Genomic DNA, 18,280 nt, shown 5'->3' with positions numbered 1-18,280 from the left:
AAACCATGTGGTATTTTGCCTGGATTCTCGGAACGCTTCTTGCCTGCGCCTTCGGCATCATCACGGCGCTGGCGCTTGAGCAGAGCGAAGCGACCAAAGCTCAGCAAGACGGTAAGTAATGAGCTCGTCCGTGATTGACAAGCTGTACGCTGTCACCGACAAGGGCCCGGTTCGGGCCCTTTCCCTGGTGCTGGCGTTGATTTTGGCGGGGTGCGTGTTCTGGGATCCGACGCGTTTCGCCGCCAAAACCAGCTCGCTGGAGATTTGGGAAGGGCTGTTGCTGATTTGGGCAGTGTGCGCCGGGGTGATCCACGGTTTCGGATTCCGCCCGCAGCGCAGCGTCTGGCGCGCCTTTTTTGCGCCGCTTCCCGCAATTGTGATCTTGTGCGCAGGATTACTTTACGTTTCTTTATAATCTCCCTGATGTCCCCACGTTATGGGCCCTCACGGCCCATAATTATTTTCATTCCCATCTTGTAACCCATTCCCAACCCGATCCGTCTTGCGTATAGTAGCAGCGTTAAATTGCATTGCTGGGAAGTAGAGTGAGTAATACGTTGTTTCGATGGCCGGTTCGCGTTTACTACGAGGATACCGATGCCAGTGGTGTGGTCTATCACGCCCGCTACGTCGCCTTTTTTGAAAGAGCGCGCACAGAGATGCTGCGTCAGCACAACTTTCATCAACAGCAGCTGCTCAGTGAACAAGTCGCTTTTGTCGTCCGGCGCATGACGGTGGATTATCTGGCTCCGGCTCGTCTCGACGAGCAACTGGAGGTCCAGAGTGAAATCACCTCTCTGCGCGGGGCTTCTCTCACGTTTGCTCAACGCATTGTCAATTCTGACGGGGCCCTACTGAGCCAGGCAGATGTCCTGATTGCCTGTATTGATCCACACCAAATGAAGCCAAGAGCGCTTCCTAAGTCTATTGTCGCGGAGTTTAAGCAGTGACTGACATGAACATCCTAGATTTATTCTTGAAGGCGAGCCTGCTGGTTAAGCTTATCATGTTGATTTTGATATGCTTCTCGGTAGCCTCCTGGGCGATCATCATTCAGCGCACCCGCATCCTCAATGCGGCGACGCGTGACGCCGAAGCCTTTGAAGACAAATTCTGGTCCGGTATCGAGCTTTCCCGTCTGTACCAGGAAAGTCAGGCGCGTCGCGATAGCCTGACCGGTTCCGAGCAGATCTTCCATTCCGGGTTCAAAGAGTTCGCCCGCCTGCACCGCGCCAACAACCATGCGCCGGAGTCGGTGATCGAAGGGGCGTCGCGCGCGATGCGCATTTCGATGAACCGCGAGCTGGAAACGCTGGAAACCCATATTCCGTTCCTCGGCACCGTCGGTTCGATCAGCCCGTACATCGGCCTGTTCGGCACCGTGTGGGGGATCATGCATGCCTTTATCGCGCTGGGCGCGGTGAAGCAAGCCACGCTGCAGATGGTGGCGCCGGGTATCGCCGAAGCGCTGATCGCCACCGCGATCGGTCTGTTCGCCGCCATCCCGGCGGTTATGGCCTATAACCGTCTCAACCAGCGCGTCAACAAGCTTGAGCAGAATTACGACAACTTTATGGAAGAGTTCACCGCTATTCTGCATCGTCAGGCCTTCTCCAGCGACAGCAAATAAGTAGGAGGTAGCATGGCGAGAGTACGTGGACGTAGTCGGCGTGAGCTGAAGTCCGAAATTAACATCGTTCCGCTGCTCGACGTGTTGCTGGTGCTGCTGCTGATTTTTATGGCAACCGCGCCAATCATCACGCAGAGCGTGGAGGTTGACCTGCCGGACGCCACCGATTCCAAGACGGTGTCCAGCGATGATAATCCGCCGGTGATCCTCGAGGTTTCCGGCGTAGGTCAATACACCCTGGTGGTGGATCACAACCGTATGGAGCTGCTGCCGCCTGAGCAAGTCGCGGCCGAAGCCAAGTCGCGTTTGGCGGCTAACCCGAAAACGGTCTTTTTGATCGGCGGTGCGAAGGAAGTCCCTTACGATGAGATTATCAAGGCATTGAATATTCTCCATCAGGCGGGCGTGGCTTCCGTGGGGCTGATGACCCAGCCGATCTGACCGTAAGGCCAACGGCAACCCGGTTCCTGCGCTGTGGCCCAGGAACCCCGTATAAGCAACACCAGTTTTTGGGAATCTATTTTGGTAAAGGCAACTGAGCAAAACGATAAGCTGAACCGCGCCGTTATTGTTTCGGTCGTTCTGCACTTCATACTGATTGCCCTGCTGATTTGGGGATCGCTGCAGGAAAAGGTCGACATGGGCGCCGGCGGCGGCGGTGATGGCACCGTGGTGGGCGCGGTGATGGTCGATCCCGGCGCGGTGGTGGAGCAGTACAACCGCCAGCAGCAGCAGAGCAACGATGCGCAGCGTGCCGAAAAGCAGCGCCAGAAAAAAGCGGAGCAACAGGCCGAAGAGCTTCAGCAGAAGCAGGCGGAGCAGCAGCAGCGCCTGAAAGAGCTGGAGAAAGAGCGTTTGGCGGCGCAGGAGAAAGCCGCGCAGGACGCCAAGGCGCAGGCTGAGCAACAGCAGAAGGCGGCGGAGCAGCAAAAACAGGCCGCCGAGCAGCAAAAAGCGGCGGAAGCCGCCGCAGCCAAGGCCAAAGAACAACAGAAGGTCGCCGAAGCCGCTGCCGCCAAGGAGAAGGCCGAAGCGGACAAGGTCGCCAAGGCGCAGGCGGAAGCCCAGAAGAAAGCCGAAGCGGAAGCCAAGAAAGAAGCGGCCGCCGCCGCCGCCGCCAAGAAACAGGCGGAAGAGGCGAAGAAAGCCGCCGCCGCCGCGGCAGAAAAGAAAGCCGCAGAGGCCGCGGAGAAGAAAGCGGCCGCTGAAGCTGAGAAAAAAGCCGCAGCGGAAGCCGAGAAGAAGGCTGCCGCCGAGGCAGAGAAGAAAGCGGCCGCCGCTGAGAAAGCTGCGGCAGCCAAGAAAGCCGCTGCAGAGAAGAAAAAAGCCGCCGCCGAGGCTGCGAAGCAGTCGGCGGAAGTTGATGACCTGTTTGGCGGCCTGGCGGATGGCAAGAACGCGCCGAAAGGCGGCGGTGCCAAATCGAAGGGCGACGGTAAACCGGCCGGGCAGGGCAATGCCAAAACGGCTGGCGCCAGCGGGGCGGATATCAGCGGTTATATGGGGCAGATCCAAGGGGCGATTCAGAGCAAATTCTATGACGCCAGTTCGTTCGCCGGCAAAACCTGCGACCTGCGTATCAAGCTGGCGCCGGACGGCCTGCTGATAAGTGTACAAGCGGCGGGCGGCGATCCTGCTTTGTGTCAGGCCGCGGTCTCTGCCGCCAAATTGGCGCATATACCGAAGCCGCCGAGCGATGCCGTTTATCAGCACTTTAAGAATTCTATCCTTGAATTCAAACCGCAATAACGGTTGATTGAGTGAGTAATATCACAGGGATGTACTAAGGTAACCAACAGGGATTATGTAGTTTTGCGTAAGTTGGTTTGTTAAAATTCTGCTAATTTATCGCAGGCATCCCGCCTGGATAAGGGAGATGAGATGAAGCAGGCATTTCGAGTAGCGCTAGGTTTTTTAATTCTGTGGGCGTCCGTGCTGCACGCGGAAGTTCGCATTGAAATCACCCAAGGGGTCGACTCCGCTCGCCCGATTGGCGTGGTGCCGTTTAAATGGGCGGGCCCAGGCACGCCGCCGGAAGATATCGGCAAGATTGTCGGCGCGGATCTGCGCAACAGCGGCAAATTCAACCCGATCGACGTGGCGCGCATGCCGCAGCAACCGACCTCCGCGTCTGAAGTGACGCCGGCGGCCTGGACTGCATTGGGCATCGACGCCGTGGTGGTCGGCCAGGTTCAACCTGGCGCCGACGGCAGCTACCTGATTTCCTACCAACTGGTGGACACCTCGGGTTCGCCGGGCACCGTCTTGGCGCAGAACCAGTATAAAGTGACCAAACAGTGGTTGCGTTATTCTGCCCATACCGCCAGCGACGAAGTGTTCGAGAAGCTGACCGGCATCAAGGGCGCGTTCCGCACCCGTATCGCCTACGTGGTGCAGACCAACGGCGGGAAATTCCCGTACGAGCTGCGCGTAGCGGATTACGACGGTTACAACCAGTTCACGGTGCACCGTTCGCCTGAGCCGCTGATGTCGCCGGCCTGGTCGCCGGACGGCAGCAAACTGGCTTACGTGACCTTCGAGAGCGGCCGCTCTGCGCTGGTGGTGCAGACCCTGGCTAACGGCGCTATCCGCCAGATCGCCTCGTTCCCGCGCCACAACGGTGCGCCGGCGTTCTCGCCGGACGGCAGCAAGCTGGCCTTCGCGCTGTCCAAGAGCGGCAGCCTGAACCTGTACGTGATGAACCTCGGCTCCGGCCAGATCACGCAGCTGACCGATGGCCGTAACAACAACACCGAACCGACCTGGTTCCCGGATGGCCAGTCGCTGGCGTTTACCTCCGACCAGGGCGGGCGTCCGCAGATTTATAAAATCAGCGCCAGCGGCGGTGCCGCGCAGCGTCTGACGTGGGAAGGCTCTCAGAACCAGGATTCTGAAGTCAGCTCCGACGGTAAATTCCTGGTGATGGTGAGCACCAACAGTGGTGCACAACACATCGCCAAACAAGATCTTGGATCGGGCGCCGTTCAGGTTTTGACCGGCACCTTCCTGGATGAAACGCCTAGTATTGCGCCAAACGGCACCATGGTGATCTATAGCTCCACGCAAGGTATGGGCTCCGTGCTGCAGTTGGTGTCAACTGATGGGCGTTTCAAAGCGCGTCTTCCGGCAACTGATGGACAGGTCAAATTCCCTGCCTGGTCGCCGTATCTGTGATGCATGTGTAAATATGTATGGCAAACTATAAAAGGATCAAAGAAATGCAACTGAACAAAGTGCTGAAAGGGCTTCTGCTGGCACTGCCAGTTCTGGCTGTAGCAGCTTGTAGTTCTAACAAAAGCGCGAACAACGACCAATCTGGTATGGGCGCTGGCGCCGGCACTGGTATGGAAAACGGCAGCAGCAACCTGTCTTCCGAAGAACAAGCTCGTCTGCAGATGCAAGAACTGCAGAAGAACAACATCGTTTACTTCGGCCTGGACAAGTATGACGTAAGCTCCGAATTCGCTCAGATGCTGGACGCGCACGCTGCATTCCTGCGTAACAACCCGTCTTACAAAGTGACCGTTGAAGGCCACGCTGACGAACGCGGCACGCCGGAATACAACATCGCTCTGGGTGAGCGTCGTGCTAACGCCGTTAAAATGTACCTGCAAGGTAAAGGCGTTTCCGCTGACCAGATCTCTATCGTTTCTTACGGTAAAGAAAAACCAGCAGTACTGGGCCACGACGAAGCGGCTTATGCTAAAAACCGTCGTGCCGTTCTGGTTTACTAAGAGAATCGCATGAACAGTAACTTCAGACGTCACCTGTTGAGTCTGTCGTTACTGGTTGGCGTAGCGGCCCCTTGGGCCGCTACTGCCCAAGCGCCAATCAGTAATGTCGGCTCCGGCTCGGTCGAAGACCGTGTCACCTCGCTTGAGCGCATCAGCAATGCTCAAGGCCAGCTTTTAAACCAACTCCAGCAGCAACTCTCTGACAATCAACGCGACATTGATTCTCTCCGTGGGCAAATCCAGGAAAGCCAGTATCAGTTGAATCAGGTCGTTGAACGCCAGAAGCAAATCTATCAACAGATGGATAGCCTCAGCCAGGGCGGCGCTCAGAGCGCCTCTGCGGCAGCGGGCGCTGCCGGCGGGGCAGCCGCAGGCGCATCTTCCGATGCGGGCAGCAGCGCGCCTGCAGCCGCTTCTGCAACGCCGAGTGGCGGTGATGAGAACAGTGACTACAACGCCGCTGTTTCTCTGGCGCTGGAAAAAAAACAGTATGATCAGGCGATTTCCGCCTTTCAGTCCTTCGTAAAACAGTACCCGAAGTCTACTTACCAGCCCAACGCCAACTATTGGCTGGGTCAGTTGTTCTACAACAAGGGTAAAAAAGACGATGCGGCCTATTATTTTGCGGTGGTGGTGAAGAATTACGCTAAATCACCGAAGGCGCCGGACGCCATGTACAAGGTGGGTATCATCATGCAGGAAAAAGGGCAGGCTGATAAAGCCAAGGCCGTGTTCCAGCAGGTGATTAAACAATACCCAACCAGTGCGGCGGCCAAGCAGGCGAAAAGTCGCGTAGGCGGTTAACGGTTAGAAAAATGAGCCCAGAAGTTAGTCGATTTGACCGATTTCTGGGCTCATTCGCGTGAAGAACAAGCAGTTGAACGCATCAGTAAAAAATTTAGGTTGCGCTGCCAAGATAAATTAGTAATATATGCCGCCGTTGCCAAGACATCTTGCAAGATGTTAAAGCGGCAGGGAAATTGGGTCGTTAGCTCAGTTGGTAGAGCAGTTGACTTTTAATCAATTGGTCGCAGGTTCGAATCCTGCACGACCCACCAATTTCTGAAGTAGCAGTAACCACAACAGTGGGTGATTAGCTCAGTTGGTAGAGCATCTCCTTTACACGGAGGGGGTCGGCGGTTCGAGCCCGTCATCACCCACCACTGTTATGGGTCGTTAGCTCAGTTGGTAGAGCAGTTGACTTTTAATCAATTGGTCGCAGGTTCGAATCCTGCACGACCCACCATTCTTAGAGAATGGCAGCTTCAGAATCGGTTTGATGTGGCAAAGTAAAGGTCCGAGTCGAGTACCCGTCGAGTTGTCCTGAACATCCCCATCCTTGTTTTCCGCGAGTCGGTTTTTGTAACCTATTCGCCATCAGCAGTAAACCACATCAGTGGGTCGTTAGCTCAGTTGGTAGAGCAGTTGACTTTTAATCAATTGGTCGCAGGTTCGAATCCTGCACGACCCACCACTCTTTGATAGAGCAAGGTGTTAAATCGTCAGGATGAGAACCGTAGAGGTTCGAGTCTCGCAAAGCGAGACAACATCACCCCGGTGATGGCCCGTTAGGGCGAGGCCAAAGGCCGAGTTATCCTGCACGACCCACCACTCTTTGATAGAGCAAGGTGTGAAAAATAGCAGTACCACAGCAGTGGGTGATTAGCTCAGTTGGTAGAGCATCTCCTTTACACGGAGGGGGTCGGCGGTTCGAGCCCGTCATCACCCACCACACTGCGGGTCGTTAGCTCAGTTGGTAGAGCAGTTGACTTTTAATCAATTGGTCGCAGGTTCGAATCCTGCACGACCCACCAATTCAGAAAAAAGCGCCTTTTGGCGCTTTTTTCGCATCTGCGCCACCTGACTCTGCCTTTATCCTCTTACTGACATGGCCCACTGAGTCGTGCGGGTGAGATCCTGCGTTCAGGTTCGAGCATCGCGCAGCGATACGACAACGCGCAGCGTTGCCCGTAGGGTGAGGCCACAGGCCGAATCAATCCTGCACGACCCACCAATTCAGAAAAAAGCGCCTTTTGGCGCTTTTTTCGCCTCTGCGCCACCTGACTCTGCCTTTATCCTCTTACTGACATGGCCCACTGAGTCGTGCGGGTGAGATCCTGCGTTCAGGTTCGAGCATCGCGTAGCGATACGACAACGCGCAGCGTTGCCCGCAGGGTGAGGCCACAGGCCGAATCAATCCTGCACGACCCACCAATTCAGAAAAAAGCGCCTTTTGGCGCTTTTTTCGCCTCTGCAGCACCCCAACCTGAATCCCTGCTTTCTCGTTTCAACACTGCATCGATCGGCATCTCGCTCTTCTCTGAACGCCATACGCCCTCACCAGGACATTATCCGTCGTGATCTGCGTGGTCAATGTCTTTATTTTTAATCTATTAAACACTGAGTGCGTAAATATGAAAATATCAGCGGACTTTTCGCGCGGTTTTAGGTATTTTGTTTAGTATATAAAACGAGGGGCGTTGCGGCAGGCGATATTCACGCGGCAGGCGCCCAGCCTAGCATGAGATTGCAGCGATGAGTGAAATGTTTGATGTCAACGCGGCGGTGTATCCCTTCCCGCCGAAACCGGTACCGCTGGACGTAGCGGAAAAAGCCTTTTATCGCGAGAAGATCAAAACCCTGCTCAAGCAGCGCAACGCGGTAATGGTCGCCCATTATTATACCGACCCGGAAATCCAGGCGCTGGCGGAAGAAACCGGCGGCTGCGTGGCGGATTCGCTGGAAATGGCGCGCTTCGGCAGCTCGCATCCGGCTTCCACGCTGTTGGTGGCCGGCGTACGTTTCATGGGGGAAACCGCCAAGATCCTCAGCCCGGAAAAGCAGGTGCTGATGCCGACGCTGTTTGCCGAATGTTCGCTGGATCTGGGCTGCCCGGAAGAGGAATTTCATGCGTTTTGCGACAGCCATCCCGATCGCACCGTGGTGGTCTATGCGAATACCTCGGCGGCGGTCAAAGCGCGCGCTGACTGGGTGGTGACCTCCAGCATTGCCGTCGAACTGATCGAGCATCTGGATAGCCTGGGCGAGAAAATTATCTGGGCGCCGGATCGTCATCTCGGCAGCTACGTGCAGAAGCAGACCGGCGCCGACGTGTTGTGTTGGCAAGGCGCCTGCATTGTCCATGACGAGTTTAAGACCCAGGCGCTGCGGCGCATGAAGGCGCTCTATCCGCAGGCGGCCATCCTGGTGCATCCCGAATCGCCTCAGGCGGTGGTCGAGCTGGCGGATGCGGTGGGATCGACCAGCCAACTGATTCAGGCGGCGAAAACATTGCCGCATCAACAGCTGATTGTCGCCACCGATCGCGGTATCTTTTACAAGATGCAGCAGGCTTGTCCGGACAAGGAACTGTTCGAGGCGCCGACCGCCGGAGAAGGCGCGACTTGTCGCAGCTGCGCGCACTGCCCGTGGATGGCGATGAATGGCCTGAAGGCGATTGCCGAAGGGCTGGAGCGGGGGGGCGCGCAGCATGAGATCCACGTGGACGCCGCGCTGCGTGAAAAGGCGCTGGTGCCGCTGAACCGCATGCTGGATTTCGCCGCTCAGCTTAAGATGCAGGTTAAAGGCAACGCTTAACCGTTTAAAAGGATGACCTCATGAGCTTCTTCAGTACCAGCAATATTTTGGTGCATATTCCGCTTGGCGCGGGCGGTTACGATCTGTCGTGGATCGAAGCCATCGGCACACTGTTCGGGTTGCTGTGCATCTGGTACGCCAGCAAGGAAAAAATCATCAACTACCTGTTCGGCCTGATCAACGTCACGCTGTTCGCGGTGATTTTCTTCCAGATCCAGCTGTACGCCAGCCTGCTGCTGCAGCTGTTTTTCTTCGGCGCCAATATTTACGGTTGGTATGCCTGGAGCCGCCAAACCCAGGATAACCAGGCCGAGCTGCAGATCCGCTGGCTGCCGCTGCCGAAAGCGTTGGCCTGGGCGGCGGTTTGCGTCATCGGCATCGGCCTGATGACTTTCAACATTGACCGCGTGTTCGCCTGGCTGACGCAGATTGCGGTGGCGGTGATGCAAGGGCTGGGGCTGAACGTACAGATGCCGACGCTGCAGCCGGACGCCTTCCCGTTCTGGGATTCGGCGATGATGGTGCTCTCCATCGTGGCGATGATCCTGATGACGCGCAAGTACGTGGAAAACTGGCTGCTGTGGGTAGTTATCGATGTCATCAGCGTGGCGATCTTCGCTTACCAGGGCGTGTACGCGATGGCGCTGGAGTACGTCATTCTGACGCTGATCGCGCTGAACGGCTCCTGGCTGTGGATCAAGAGCGCCGGGCGCAACCATTCCAATCCGTTATCTTCCGCTCCGTAACAACGCAGAGGGCGCCGTGATGGCGCCCTCTTGGCTTAGTGGCGATGCCCCAGGTGCGAATGCGCTTCGGCATGTGAGTGTTCACTCGGCTCCGGCGCCCGGTTGATGCCGCAGTCCGGCGTCTCGCAGTGCCGGTACTCCATCTGAATGGTCACGTGGCCGATCTTGTAGTGTTCCAACAGATAAGCCTGGATACGTTGCAACAGCCCATCGTGGTCATGCGGCGGGATCACCTGCGCATGCAGCGTCATCAGCTTCTGTTCGCCGATCTGCCAGACGTGTACGTGGTGGATATTGCGCACTTCCGGGATGTTCAGGCACAGGTCTTTTTGCAGCTTGGCGATATCGACCTCCTGCGGCGTGCCTTCCAGCAGCTCGTGGAAGCTCTCCTTCAGCAGCCGCCAGGCGCTGCGCAGCACCAGACAGGAGACCAGCACCGACAGGATCGGGTCAATCGGCGTCCAGCCGGTGGCGAGAATAACGATGGCGGCGACGATGGCGCCCACCGAGCCGAGCAGGTCGCCCAGCACATGCAGCGCGGCCGCCCTCACGTTGATATTTTTCTCTTCGTTGCCGCGATGCAGCAGCCAGAAGGCGAACAGGTTCGCCAGCAGCCCCGCTATGGCGATGATCAGCATCGGAGTGCCCATCACCGGCTGGGGTTCGAAGAAACGCCGTATCGCCTCCCATAGGATGAATACCACGATCACCAGTAGCGCCGCGGCGTTAAGGAAGGCCGCCAGGGTGGTCAGGCGCAGATAGCCAAAGGTGTGGCGCGCGTTGGGCTTGCGCTGGGAAAAGTGCACCGCCATCAGCGCCACCAGCAGCGCGGCGGCATCGGTCAGCATGTGTCCCGCGTCGGCCAACAGCGCCAGCGAGCCGGACAACAGGCCGCCGACCACCTCGGCCACCATAAAGACGGCGGTGACTAAAAAAGCGGTCAGTAGGCGTTTACTATTACTGTCTTTCGGCAGGTGTACGTGTGGAGTGTCCGACATTATTCATCCTTATGCATAGCGAAAGTGGGGGCGGCGGCGAGCAGAGCGTCCAGCTCCGGTTCTATCTGCGCCACTAACGCCTTTAATTTAGTATAAGCGGCGGCGGCAAGCTCGCCCCGACGTGCGGTTTCCACCAGTTGCTGGCACAGCTGCGCGGCTTCCGGCAGCTGCAGCATCAGCAGGCTGCCCTTGATGCGGTGCGCCGCCTGTTCCAGGCGTGGCCAGTCGCTCGCGGCGACGGCATCCGCGAGCCGCTGCCGGTCTTGCCGCAGCGTGTCGCTGAGCGTCTGCGCCAGCCGCTGCATCATGGCGCGATCGCCGCCCGCCATTTCGGCCAGCGTTTGCCGCAGGTCAGTAAGGACTGACTTTTCTTCCTGAACCTGCGGTTGCTGAGCCAATACCTGGCCGATCGCCGCCAGTGAAATCGGCTTGGTCAGGAAGTGGTCGATCGCCACCAGCCCTGGCGGGATGCGGGTAAACTCCTGCACGTCTGCCGAGCAGAGCACGATGCGGCAAGGCGGGCGCCGTAGCCGCTGTTCGTCGCGGCGGATCAGCCTGGCCAGCGTCAGGCCGTCCGGGCGCGGCATGTTATAGTCGATAAACAGCAGATCGAAAGGTTGCCGGCGCTGAGCCTTCAGCAGCGCATAGCCTTGTTCAAAGCGGGCCGGCTGCAGCCCGAAGTGGCGCAGCTGGCGTTCCAGCAACAACAAATTGGTGGGATGGTCGTCGATCAGCGCGGTACGCAAGGTGGAAGACGGCAGAGCAAAGGTGTGCTCCTCCTGGGCGCCAGCCGTCGCGGCGCCGCTCAGCTCGACCGGTATCGCGACCTCGACGCGGGTGCCGACGCCCGGCTGCGAGTGCAACTCGATGCGGCCGCCCATCTGTTCGACGATTTCTTTGCAGATCGACAGGCCCAAACCGGTACCTTGCACCGAGATGCGTTGCGCGCCGCGCGCGCGGTAAAACGGTTGGAACAGTTTGCCTATTTCATCGGCGGCGATGCCGCAGCCGCTGTCGTTCACCGTTAATCGCAATTCCCCCTGCCGCTCATCCTGCGCGCGCCAGCCGACGTAGACCTGAATGGCGCCGCGCGGCGTGAACTTTATCGCGTTGTTTATCAGGTTGTTAGCCACCTGAAGTAAACGCTCACCATCAATAATCACCGCCTCCGGCAGAGCCGGATCCGCCACCACGCTCAAGGTCAACGGCCGTTCGCCGATCAGCGGCCGGTAAAGGGCGTCGATGCGCGCGACCCAGGGGCGCAGCGCCACCGGTTTCGGCGCCAGCGTCAACGACCCGGTTTCCAGCCGCGCGTGATCCTGCAGGTCGTTGAGCAGGTTGAGCAGCGATGAGGCCGAACTGTAAATCACCGGCAGGCCTTCCGGCGCAGGTTGGCGTTTGAGCTCCAGTTCCAGCAGGCCGAGGATGGCGTGCATCGGCGTGCGCAGTTCATGGCTGACGGTGGCGAGGAATTTGCTCTTCATGCGGTTTTCCGCTTCCGCGCGGCGGCGCGCCTGCTCGAGCTCTTCGCGTTCGCGTTTTTCACGGCGCTGCAGCATGAAACGGCGCAGCGTCAGCGCCAGCAGCAGCACGGTGGCGGCGGCCAACAGCGCCAGCAACCAGGTGGTCTGCGGCGGCATGCGGTTGTCGTTCACCGCGTCGATCAGGTTGCTGCGGTCGACGATCCACTCGTCGCGCAGCGATTGCAGGGTATCCGCCGGGATCTGCATCAGGTTCTTATCCAGGATCGCCAGCAGCAGCGGCCGATCGCGGCGCACGCCGAAGGCCACCGGATAGGGGATGTTGTTGGCGGCGAAGGCCAGCTTGATGGCGCCGGAATAGCGCGACAGCGCCAAAAAGTTGGCGGAGATGACGTTATCCACCAGCGCATCCAGCTGGCCGTTGGCCAGCGCGTCGTACATCGACTTGCTGTCGGCGAAGCTGACGGTCTGTTCCTGCTCCGGCACCAGCCCCTGAGCCAAATCGCCCTGCAGCACGCCGATGCGCTTGCCGGCCAGATCGCTCCAGGTCGAGACGCCGTTGGCATACTGGCCGACGTAAACGCCCCACAGCGAACGGTGGATCGGCATGCTGGCGCCGTAGCGCGCCTTGACGCCGCGCGCCAGCGGCAGGGCGGCGCGGAAGCTGGCCTGGCCGGACTGCACCAGCTGATCGGCCTGCTCGGCATTGCGCGCCCACAGCGGCGCGAAACGCAGCCCGGTGTTTTGCGCGATGATGTTGAGAATATCGATGGCGTAGCCGCGCGGCTGGCCGTCGGAACCGCGGTAGGCGAACGGGAAGTTGTTCTCGATGGCGGCGTAGTAAACCACGCGGTGGCTCGCTACCCAATTCTTCTCCATCGTCGTCAGATCGGCATTGCCGGTATCGAGGTAGCTGGGGATCTTTTTGCTCCAGCGGCTCTGCAGGGCATTCATCAGTTCCATCGGCGCGTCGGCGATGGCGGTGTTCAGCGTGTCTATCAGCCGCGGATCGGCGGCGGCGAACACGAAGGAGAGGTTGCCCAGGTTCTCGTTGCTTTCAATCTGATAGAGCTGGCCAAGCTGCAGCTGGTCGATGATAAAGCTGGCGCTGGCCTCGTCGGCGATAAAGTAGTCGCTGCTGCCGTTCAGCAGCGAATAGACCGCCTGCAGGTTGTTGTCGTAGCGCTGGATCTGCGATGCCACCGCCTGCAGGGCGCCGCCGGACTGCATGTCGGTCAGCGCGCCGATCGCGACGCGGGCGTTGGCGGAATTGAGCATCACCGGCCGATCGTTGCTGCGATCGCGCAATACGCGCAGGTTGCTGACGTAGTAAGGCTGGGAGATCTCCAGCCCGTGCAGCGCTTCGCTCTGCGGGATGCCGTACAACAGATCGACCTTGCCGTCGTGCAGCGCCTGCTCCAGCTGGGTCAGGTCGGCGAAGCCGTAAATGGCGAAGCGGATGCCGGTCACCTGCTGAATATAGCCGAGGTAGTCGGCGTTCAGCCCATACAGATCGTCATCCACAATGATGTTGTACGGGCTGGTGTTCTCACTGATGATGCCGACGCGCAGCGTGCGATCGCGCCAGGGATTTTTCTCGCCGACGATCAGCATATTCTCGGGGGGATTCAGGTTGCTGACCAGCTGATAGCGCACCGGCTCCCCCGCCTGCGCCAGGCCGCACCACAGGATCAGCAGCAGCAGGGCGCGGCGCATCATGGCGCCAGCTCTTTAAACACCGCTACCAGCTCCAGCAGATTACCGGCGCCGGTTTTGCGCTGGATGTTTTTCTTGTGGGTGCTGACGGTCTTGTTGCTGATGTGCAGCCGGTCGGCGATCTGCAGGTTGGACAGCCCCTGGCTCAGCAAACCCAGCACCTCGAGCTCCTTGGGCGTGAGCAGCCCGCCGTCCGCCGTCGGCGCTTCTTCGGCCAGCGCGGCGGCGGGGAAACTGGTTTCACCGTCCAGCACCTGCTCGATCGCTTGCACCAACTCCGCCAGCGAGCTGCCTTTGTTGACGAAACCGTCGGCGCCGGCGGCATGCGCCATGCGCGCATACACATCGGCCTCTTGCGCGGTATAGATCAGGATCTTCTGTTGCGGGTAGCGGCGGCGGATTTTTTTCAACAGCTGCAGCCCGTCGACCTGCGGCAGGCCGATATCCAGGATCACCAGGCTGAAAGCGGTCTCGGCCAGCAGAGCCAGCGCCTGGACGTCGTCCTGCGCCGCCTGCAGACGGTAGGGGCGGGATGATTTCATTAGCGCCGCTTCCAGTGCGACATGAACCACCGGGTGGTCATCAACTAATAACAGAGAAGGCATGTTCAACTCGGGTCGCTTTATATTCCGATCGCTAGCATAGCGAAAAAGGAGGCTCTGCGCTCCCCTGATGAAACAGCACAATCTGCTGTTAATTTGGCGGTTCCAGCGGAGGGGGGCAAAGGTGATTTACAGCGCCATTCCCACAGGCTAGATTGTTGGGATCTACACCGTTACGCACTGCGAAATACCCCTCGATACCGAATGGAAAAGCTATGAATTACCAAAACGACGACTTACGCATTAATGATATTAAGGAACTCCTGCCGCCGGTGGCTCTGCTGGAGAAATTCCCGGCCACTGAACGCGCGGCAAAGACGGTGTCCCAGGCCCGCAGCGCAATTCACAATATCCTTCGTGGCAGCGACGATCGCCTGCTGGTGGTGATTGGTCCTTGCTCCATCCACGATACCCAAGCCGCCAAAGAGTACGCGGGGCGCCTGCTGGCGCTGCGTGAAGAACTGAGCGGCGAGCTGGAAGTGGTGATGCGCGTATACTTCGAAAAACCGCGCACCACCGTGGGCTGGAAAGGCCTGATCAACGATCCGCAGATGGACAACAGCTTCAACATCAACGACGGCCTGCGCCTGGCGCGCAAGCTGCTGGTGGAGATCAACGACAGCGGCCTGCCGGCCGCCGGCGAATTCCTCGACATGATCACGCCGCAGTACCTGGCGGATCTGATGAGCTGGGGCGCCATCGGCGCGCGCACCACGGAATCGCAGGTGCACCGCGAGCTGGCCTCCGGCCTCTCGTGCCCGGTCGGTTTCAAGAACGGTACCGACGGCACCATCAAGGTGGCGATCGACGCCATCAACGCCGCCGGCGCGCCGCACTGCTTCCTGTCGGTGACCAAGTGGGGCCACTCGGCGATCGTTAACACCAGCGGCAACGGCGACTGCCACATTATCCTGCGCGGCGGCAAAGAGCCGAACTACAGCGCGGCGCACGTGAAGGACGTCAAAGCCGGCCTGAGCAAAGCCGGGCTGCCGGCGCAGGTGATGATCGACTTCAGCCACGCCAACAGCAGCAAACAGTTCAAAAAGCAGCTGGACGTGAGTGCGGACGTGTGCGGGCAGATCAGCGGCGGTGAAAAAGCGATTATCGGCGTGATGATCGAAAGCCACCTGGTGGAAGGTAACCAGAGCCTCGAAAGCGGCGAGCCGCTGGTTTACGGCAAGAGCGTCACCGACGGCTGCATCGGCTGGCAGGACACCGAAACCGTGCTGCGCGATCTGGCGGCGGCGGTGAAAGCGCGCCGCGGTTAATCGCGTAAAGAGGGGCTCGCCAGCGGGCCCTTTTTCTATTTACCTTAAAATTTTATATCTCCTGTCAATTTAAGGCCTACAGTCAATAGGCTTACTAAATCTTTAAGCGACCCCCTTCGCATTATTCCTATTTAAGAAAAGAATAATTGTCACTGCTCGCGGCATTGTGCTTATATAAGACGCTTTTTTTATTCCATAAACCCCGCAGGCCTAATAAGCGGGGAGTGGTATGACCTTATTCCTTTCAGGATGAAAGAATTATGACAAACAATACCTCGCAGCCGCTGGGGCTGCACCGGATTAAATTCCATGGGAAAGGTGGTGAGTACTTCGCTATTTGGTTAGTCAATGCATTATTGACCGCCCTGACCCTGGGAATCTATTCCGCCTGGGCGACGGTGCGCCGTCGCCGCTATTTTTACGGCAACACGGAATTGGACGGCGATCGTTTCGACTACCATGCACAACCGCTGCAAATTCTGAAAGGGCGGCTGTTGGTGATCGGCGGCATCATCGTGTTTTATATCTTGCTGGCGATAACGCCACTGTTGGGGCTGCTGGCTTTGCTGGTGTTGCTTGCCCTGCTGCCGTGGATCGTTATCCGCAGCTGGCGCTACAATGCGATTATGTCGAGCTATCGCGGCGTGCGTTTTAATTATGTCTGCCGCACCGGGCGCGCCTATTGGGCTTTACTGTTCTGCCCGTTATTGCTGATTATCGGGCTGTATGTCGGTCTGATCATCTTGCTCGGCATTGGCAGCGGTCTTGGCAGCATCAACGCCATCGCTTTTATGCTGGTGCTGACGCTGATTTTGGCCGTGCCGGCATTTGCGGCGGTAAATGGTATTATTAGCGCACTGCAGCATGATTTGTACGTTAATAACCTGTTCTTCGGGCGCACTCCGTTTATTGCCGAACTGAAGAAATCGGCCTTTATCAAATTTGCCTTGATCGGCCTGCTCATATTCCTGCCATTCATGTTGGTCGCGTTGGTGTGCATCGGTTCGTTCTTCTTTACTCTCTATCAGATGGTGTTGATGGGGATGTTAACCAACGAAGCCATTGATGTGCTGGTGCTGGACAATATCAGCAGCCTTCTGCTGATGATGGTGGTGCTGTTAATCGGCGCGCTGGTGGCCAGCAGCTACCAGGTCGTTGCCCAGCGCAACTATCTGTTTAACCAGGCAAGGCTGAACGGCGACATCAAGCTGCATTCCTCAATGAAAACGCTGCCATACATGGGATTGTTGATCACCAATACCCTGATTACCCTGTTCTCGCTCGGTTTGGCGGCGCCGGTGGCGGAAGTGCGTCATGCCCGTTATCTGGCGGCCTGCACGGCGGTTGAAGGCGATCTGGCGCTGCTGGACATTACGGCGCATCAGGAAAGCGCCAACAGCGCGGTGGCCGAAGAAGCGCTGCAGGCGCTGGATCTGGGCGGCAACTTCTGAGGCGCCGATGATCCTTGAAGGCGCTTATCAGTTGCCGGGACGGGCCGCACGTGAGGCGGCTCGTCTGCTGGTGAACGAAAGCGGCGAAGGCGTGACGTTGCAGCGGCAGGATGAACAGCGTTACATCCCGCTGACGGACATTACCGTTTCTGCCGCGCTGGGTAATATTCCGCTGACGCTCACCTTCAAGGGCGGCGGGCGCTTTGTGCCTGACGACGACGCAGCCTTTCGCCGCTGGTTCTATCAGCGCCGTTCGCCAGGGTGGGTGCATCGCCTGGAACGCCATAAACGCGGCGTCGCTCTGGCGCTGCTGATGACGCTGCTGGCGGTAGTGGCTTACGTTTACGTGGTGCTGCCGTGGGCGAGCAGCGAGATCGCCATGCGCATCCCCACCTCGGTGGAACAGACGCTGGGCAAACATACGCAGACGTTTTTGGACCAGAGCGGCTTCGCGCCCTCTGCACTGCCGGCCGAGCGGCAACGGGCGTTGCAGCAGCTATTTCGGCAGGTGATGCCGGCCGAGATGCGCCAGGAGCGCACGCCGCTCTCGCTGAAGCTGATGGCGGCGCCCGGTGCGCCGAACGCCTTTATGTTGCCCGACGGCACGCTGGTGCTCAGCGATAGCCTGGTCACCTTGTCAAAAAACGACGATGGCCTGGCGGCGGTGATGCTGCATGAGATGGGGCATCACGCTCATCGTCACCCGATGCGCATGTTGGTGCGTTCGTCACTGGTGGCGTTGACGCTGATGTGGATGACGGGTGACGTCAGCGGCATCGGCGATACGCTGCTGCAGTCTGCGTCCTTCGTGAATGAGATGCAGTTTTCTCGCGGGATGGAGCGTGAGGCGGATGCGTTTGCGATAGCGGAAATGCAGCGCCAGGGGCGTTCGCTGGCGGAAATGGCGGCGATCTACCGCGCGTTGGCGCAGGCGCCTGAACGAGAAAAGACCGATGACTGGGCGCTGCCGGCCTGGCTCAGCACCCATCCGGCGATGCAGGAACGGCTGGACGCGGTGAATGAGGCGATGGCGCAGCAGCAATAAAAAAGCCCCCGG

Annotated in this window: 17 protein-coding genes, 6 tRNA genes and 3 other RNA genes; 23 read left to right on the top strand and 3 right to left on the bottom strand. The window is 58.6% G+C overall.

The window, feature by feature from the left end:
• Positions 1 to 5: 5 nt before the first annotated feature.
• The 20 genes from cydX to pnuC all read left to right on the top strand — a co-directional run bounded on the left by cydX (position 6) and on the right by pnuC (position 9,707).
• A complete protein-coding gene (gene cydX, locus ACJ8OK_RS08105) occupies positions 6 to 119 on the top strand; it encodes a cytochrome bd-I oxidase subunit CydX (RefSeq protein WP_004939868.1) in 114 nt (37 codons plus the stop codon).
• The gene (gene ybgE / locus ACJ8OK_RS08100; protein WP_004939866.1) at positions 119 to 415 is read left to right on the top strand and encodes a cyd operon protein YbgE; all 297 of its coding nucleotides are present in this window, start codon (positions 119 to 121) and stop codon (positions 413 to 415) included. The genes cydX and ybgE overlap by 1 nt, the downstream gene beginning before the upstream one ends.
• A gap of 130 nt (positions 416 to 545) precedes the next feature.
• Complete coding sequence (ybgC, locus tag ACJ8OK_RS08095) at positions 546 to 950, top strand: tol-pal system-associated acyl-CoA thioesterase (RefSeq protein WP_004939863.1); 405 nt, start codon at positions 546 to 548, stop codon at positions 948 to 950.
• The gene (tolQ, locus tag ACJ8OK_RS08090; protein ID WP_004939862.1) at positions 947 to 1,630 is read left to right on the top strand and encodes a Tol-Pal system protein TolQ; all 684 of its coding nucleotides are present in this window, start codon (positions 947 to 949) and stop codon (positions 1,628 to 1,630) included. The genes ybgC and tolQ overlap by 4 nt, the downstream gene beginning before the upstream one ends.
• A 12-nt stretch (positions 1,631 to 1,642) precedes the next feature.
• Positions 1,643 to 2,071, top strand: coding sequence for a colicin uptake protein TolR (tolR, locus tag ACJ8OK_RS08085; protein WP_004939859.1), 429 nt, complete (start codon positions 1,643 to 1,645; stop codon positions 2,069 to 2,071).
• An 81-nt stretch (positions 2,072 to 2,152) separates the two neighbouring features.
• Entirely contained in the window at positions 2,153 to 3,379 is a 1,227-nt protein-coding gene (tolA, locus tag ACJ8OK_RS08080; protein WP_442530508.1) for a cell envelope integrity protein TolA, read from the top strand.
• A 132-nt stretch (positions 3,380 to 3,511) separates the two neighbouring features.
• Positions 3,512 to 4,804: a Tol-Pal system beta propeller repeat protein TolB gene (tolB, locus tag ACJ8OK_RS08075; RefSeq protein WP_004939856.1), complete on the top strand. Its 1,293-nt coding sequence runs from the start codon at positions 3,512 to 3,514 to the stop codon at positions 4,802 to 4,804.
• Between the two features lie 44 nt (positions 4,805 to 4,848).
• Positions 4,849 to 5,364 (top strand): peptidoglycan-associated lipoprotein Pal, encoded by a 516-nt coding sequence (gene pal / locus ACJ8OK_RS08070; RefSeq protein ID WP_004939853.1) that lies wholly within the window; start codon positions 4,849 to 4,851, stop codon positions 5,362 to 5,364.
• Between the two features lie 9 nt (positions 5,365 to 5,373).
• The gene (gene cpoB, locus ACJ8OK_RS08065) at positions 5,374 to 6,168 is read left to right on the top strand and encodes a cell division protein CpoB (RefSeq protein ID WP_004939852.1); all 795 of its coding nucleotides are present in this window, start codon (positions 5,374 to 5,376) and stop codon (positions 6,166 to 6,168) included.
• Between the two features lie 178 nt (positions 6,169 to 6,346).
• Positions 6,347 to 6,422, top strand: a tRNA-Lys gene (locus ACJ8OK_RS08060).
• Between the two features lie 29 nt (positions 6,423 to 6,451).
• Positions 6,452 to 6,527, top strand: a tRNA-Val gene (locus ACJ8OK_RS08055).
• 7 nt (positions 6,528 to 6,534) lie between these two features.
• A tRNA-Lys gene (locus ACJ8OK_RS08050) sits at positions 6,535 to 6,610 on the top strand.
• A gap of 152 nt (positions 6,611 to 6,762) precedes the next feature.
• Positions 6,763 to 6,838, top strand: a tRNA-Lys gene (locus ACJ8OK_RS08045).
• Between the two features lie 13 nt (positions 6,839 to 6,851).
• A non-coding RNA gene (locus ACJ8OK_RS08040) (RtT sRNA) lies at positions 6,852 to 6,975 on the top strand.
• Between the two features lie 45 nt (positions 6,976 to 7,020).
• Positions 7,021 to 7,096 (top strand) — tRNA-Val (locus tag ACJ8OK_RS08035).
• A gap of 6 nt (positions 7,097 to 7,102) precedes the next feature.
• Positions 7,103 to 7,178: transfer RNA gene (locus ACJ8OK_RS08030), tRNA-Lys, on the top strand.
• A 75-nt stretch (positions 7,179 to 7,253) separates the two neighbouring features.
• Positions 7,254 to 7,378, top strand: a non-coding RNA gene (locus ACJ8OK_RS08025) — RtT sRNA.
• A gap of 75 nt (positions 7,379 to 7,453) precedes the next feature.
• Positions 7,454 to 7,578, top strand: a non-coding RNA gene (locus tag ACJ8OK_RS08020) — RtT sRNA.
• A 321-nt stretch (positions 7,579 to 7,899) separates the two neighbouring features.
• On the top strand, positions 7,900 to 8,961 hold the full coding sequence (gene nadA, locus ACJ8OK_RS08015) for a quinolinate synthase NadA (RefSeq protein WP_060558799.1): 1,062 nt from the start codon (positions 7,900 to 7,902) through the stop codon (positions 8,959 to 8,961).
• A gap of 20 nt (positions 8,962 to 8,981) precedes the next feature.
• Positions 8,982 to 9,707 carry a nicotinamide riboside transporter PnuC gene (gene pnuC / locus ACJ8OK_RS08010; RefSeq protein WP_021504601.1) on the top strand — a complete coding sequence of 242 codons (726 nt, stop codon included), beginning with the start codon at positions 8,982 to 8,984 and terminating at the stop codon, positions 9,705 to 9,707.
• 35 nt (positions 9,708 to 9,742) lie between these two features.
• Here the strand turns inward: pnuC and zitB are convergent, their stop codons facing one another.
• The 3 genes from zitB to ACJ8OK_RS07995 are packed head-to-tail and all read right to left on the bottom strand — an operon-like array spanning position 9,743 to position 14,507.
• On the bottom strand, positions 9,743 to 10,705 hold the full coding sequence (gene zitB, locus ACJ8OK_RS08005; protein WP_015376984.1) for a CDF family zinc transporter ZitB: 963 nt from the start codon (positions 10,703 to 10,705) through the stop codon (positions 9,743 to 9,745).
• Complete coding sequence (locus ACJ8OK_RS08000) at positions 10,705 to 13,905, bottom strand: ATP-binding protein (protein WP_082997001.1); 3,201 nt, start codon at positions 13,903 to 13,905, stop codon at positions 10,705 to 10,707. The genes zitB and ACJ8OK_RS08000 overlap by 1 nt, the downstream gene beginning before the upstream one ends.
• Positions 13,902 to 14,507: a response regulator gene (locus tag ACJ8OK_RS07995; protein WP_033634136.1), complete on the bottom strand. Its 606-nt coding sequence runs from the start codon at positions 14,505 to 14,507 to the stop codon at positions 13,902 to 13,904. The genes ACJ8OK_RS08000 and ACJ8OK_RS07995 overlap by 4 nt, the downstream gene beginning before the upstream one ends.
• 212 nt (positions 14,508 to 14,719) lie before the next feature.
• On the opposite strand from ACJ8OK_RS07995, the gene aroG reads away from it, so the two are divergent.
• The 3 genes from aroG (at position 14,720) to ACJ8OK_RS07980 (ending at position 18,268) form a co-directional block, all read left to right on the top strand.
• Positions 14,720 to 15,772, top strand: a complete 1,053-nt coding sequence (gene aroG, locus ACJ8OK_RS07990; RefSeq protein ID WP_033633901.1) for a 3-deoxy-7-phosphoheptulonate synthase AroG — start codon at positions 14,720 to 14,722, stop codon at positions 15,770 to 15,772.
• Between the two features lie 260 nt (positions 15,773 to 16,032).
• Positions 16,033 to 17,223, top strand: a complete 1,191-nt coding sequence (locus ACJ8OK_RS07985; RefSeq protein ID WP_033633900.1) for a YjgN family protein — start codon at positions 16,033 to 16,035, stop codon at positions 17,221 to 17,223.
• Positions 17,224 to 17,230: 7 nt separating this feature from the next.
• Positions 17,231 to 18,268, top strand: a complete 1,038-nt coding sequence (locus tag ACJ8OK_RS07980; RefSeq protein WP_004939835.1) for a M48 family metallopeptidase — start codon at positions 17,231 to 17,233, stop codon at positions 18,266 to 18,268.
• The last annotated feature ends 12 nt before the right edge of the window (positions 18,269 to 18,280 follow it).

The organism is Serratia sp. CY71090 (genome assembly GCF_052166845.1).
Lineage (GTDB): Bacteria > Pseudomonadota > Gammaproteobacteria > Enterobacterales > Enterobacteriaceae > Serratia > Serratia nematodiphila.
The sequence above is the reverse complement of the archived record's forward strand: the minus strand, read 5'-3'. Positions and strand labels throughout refer to the sequence as shown.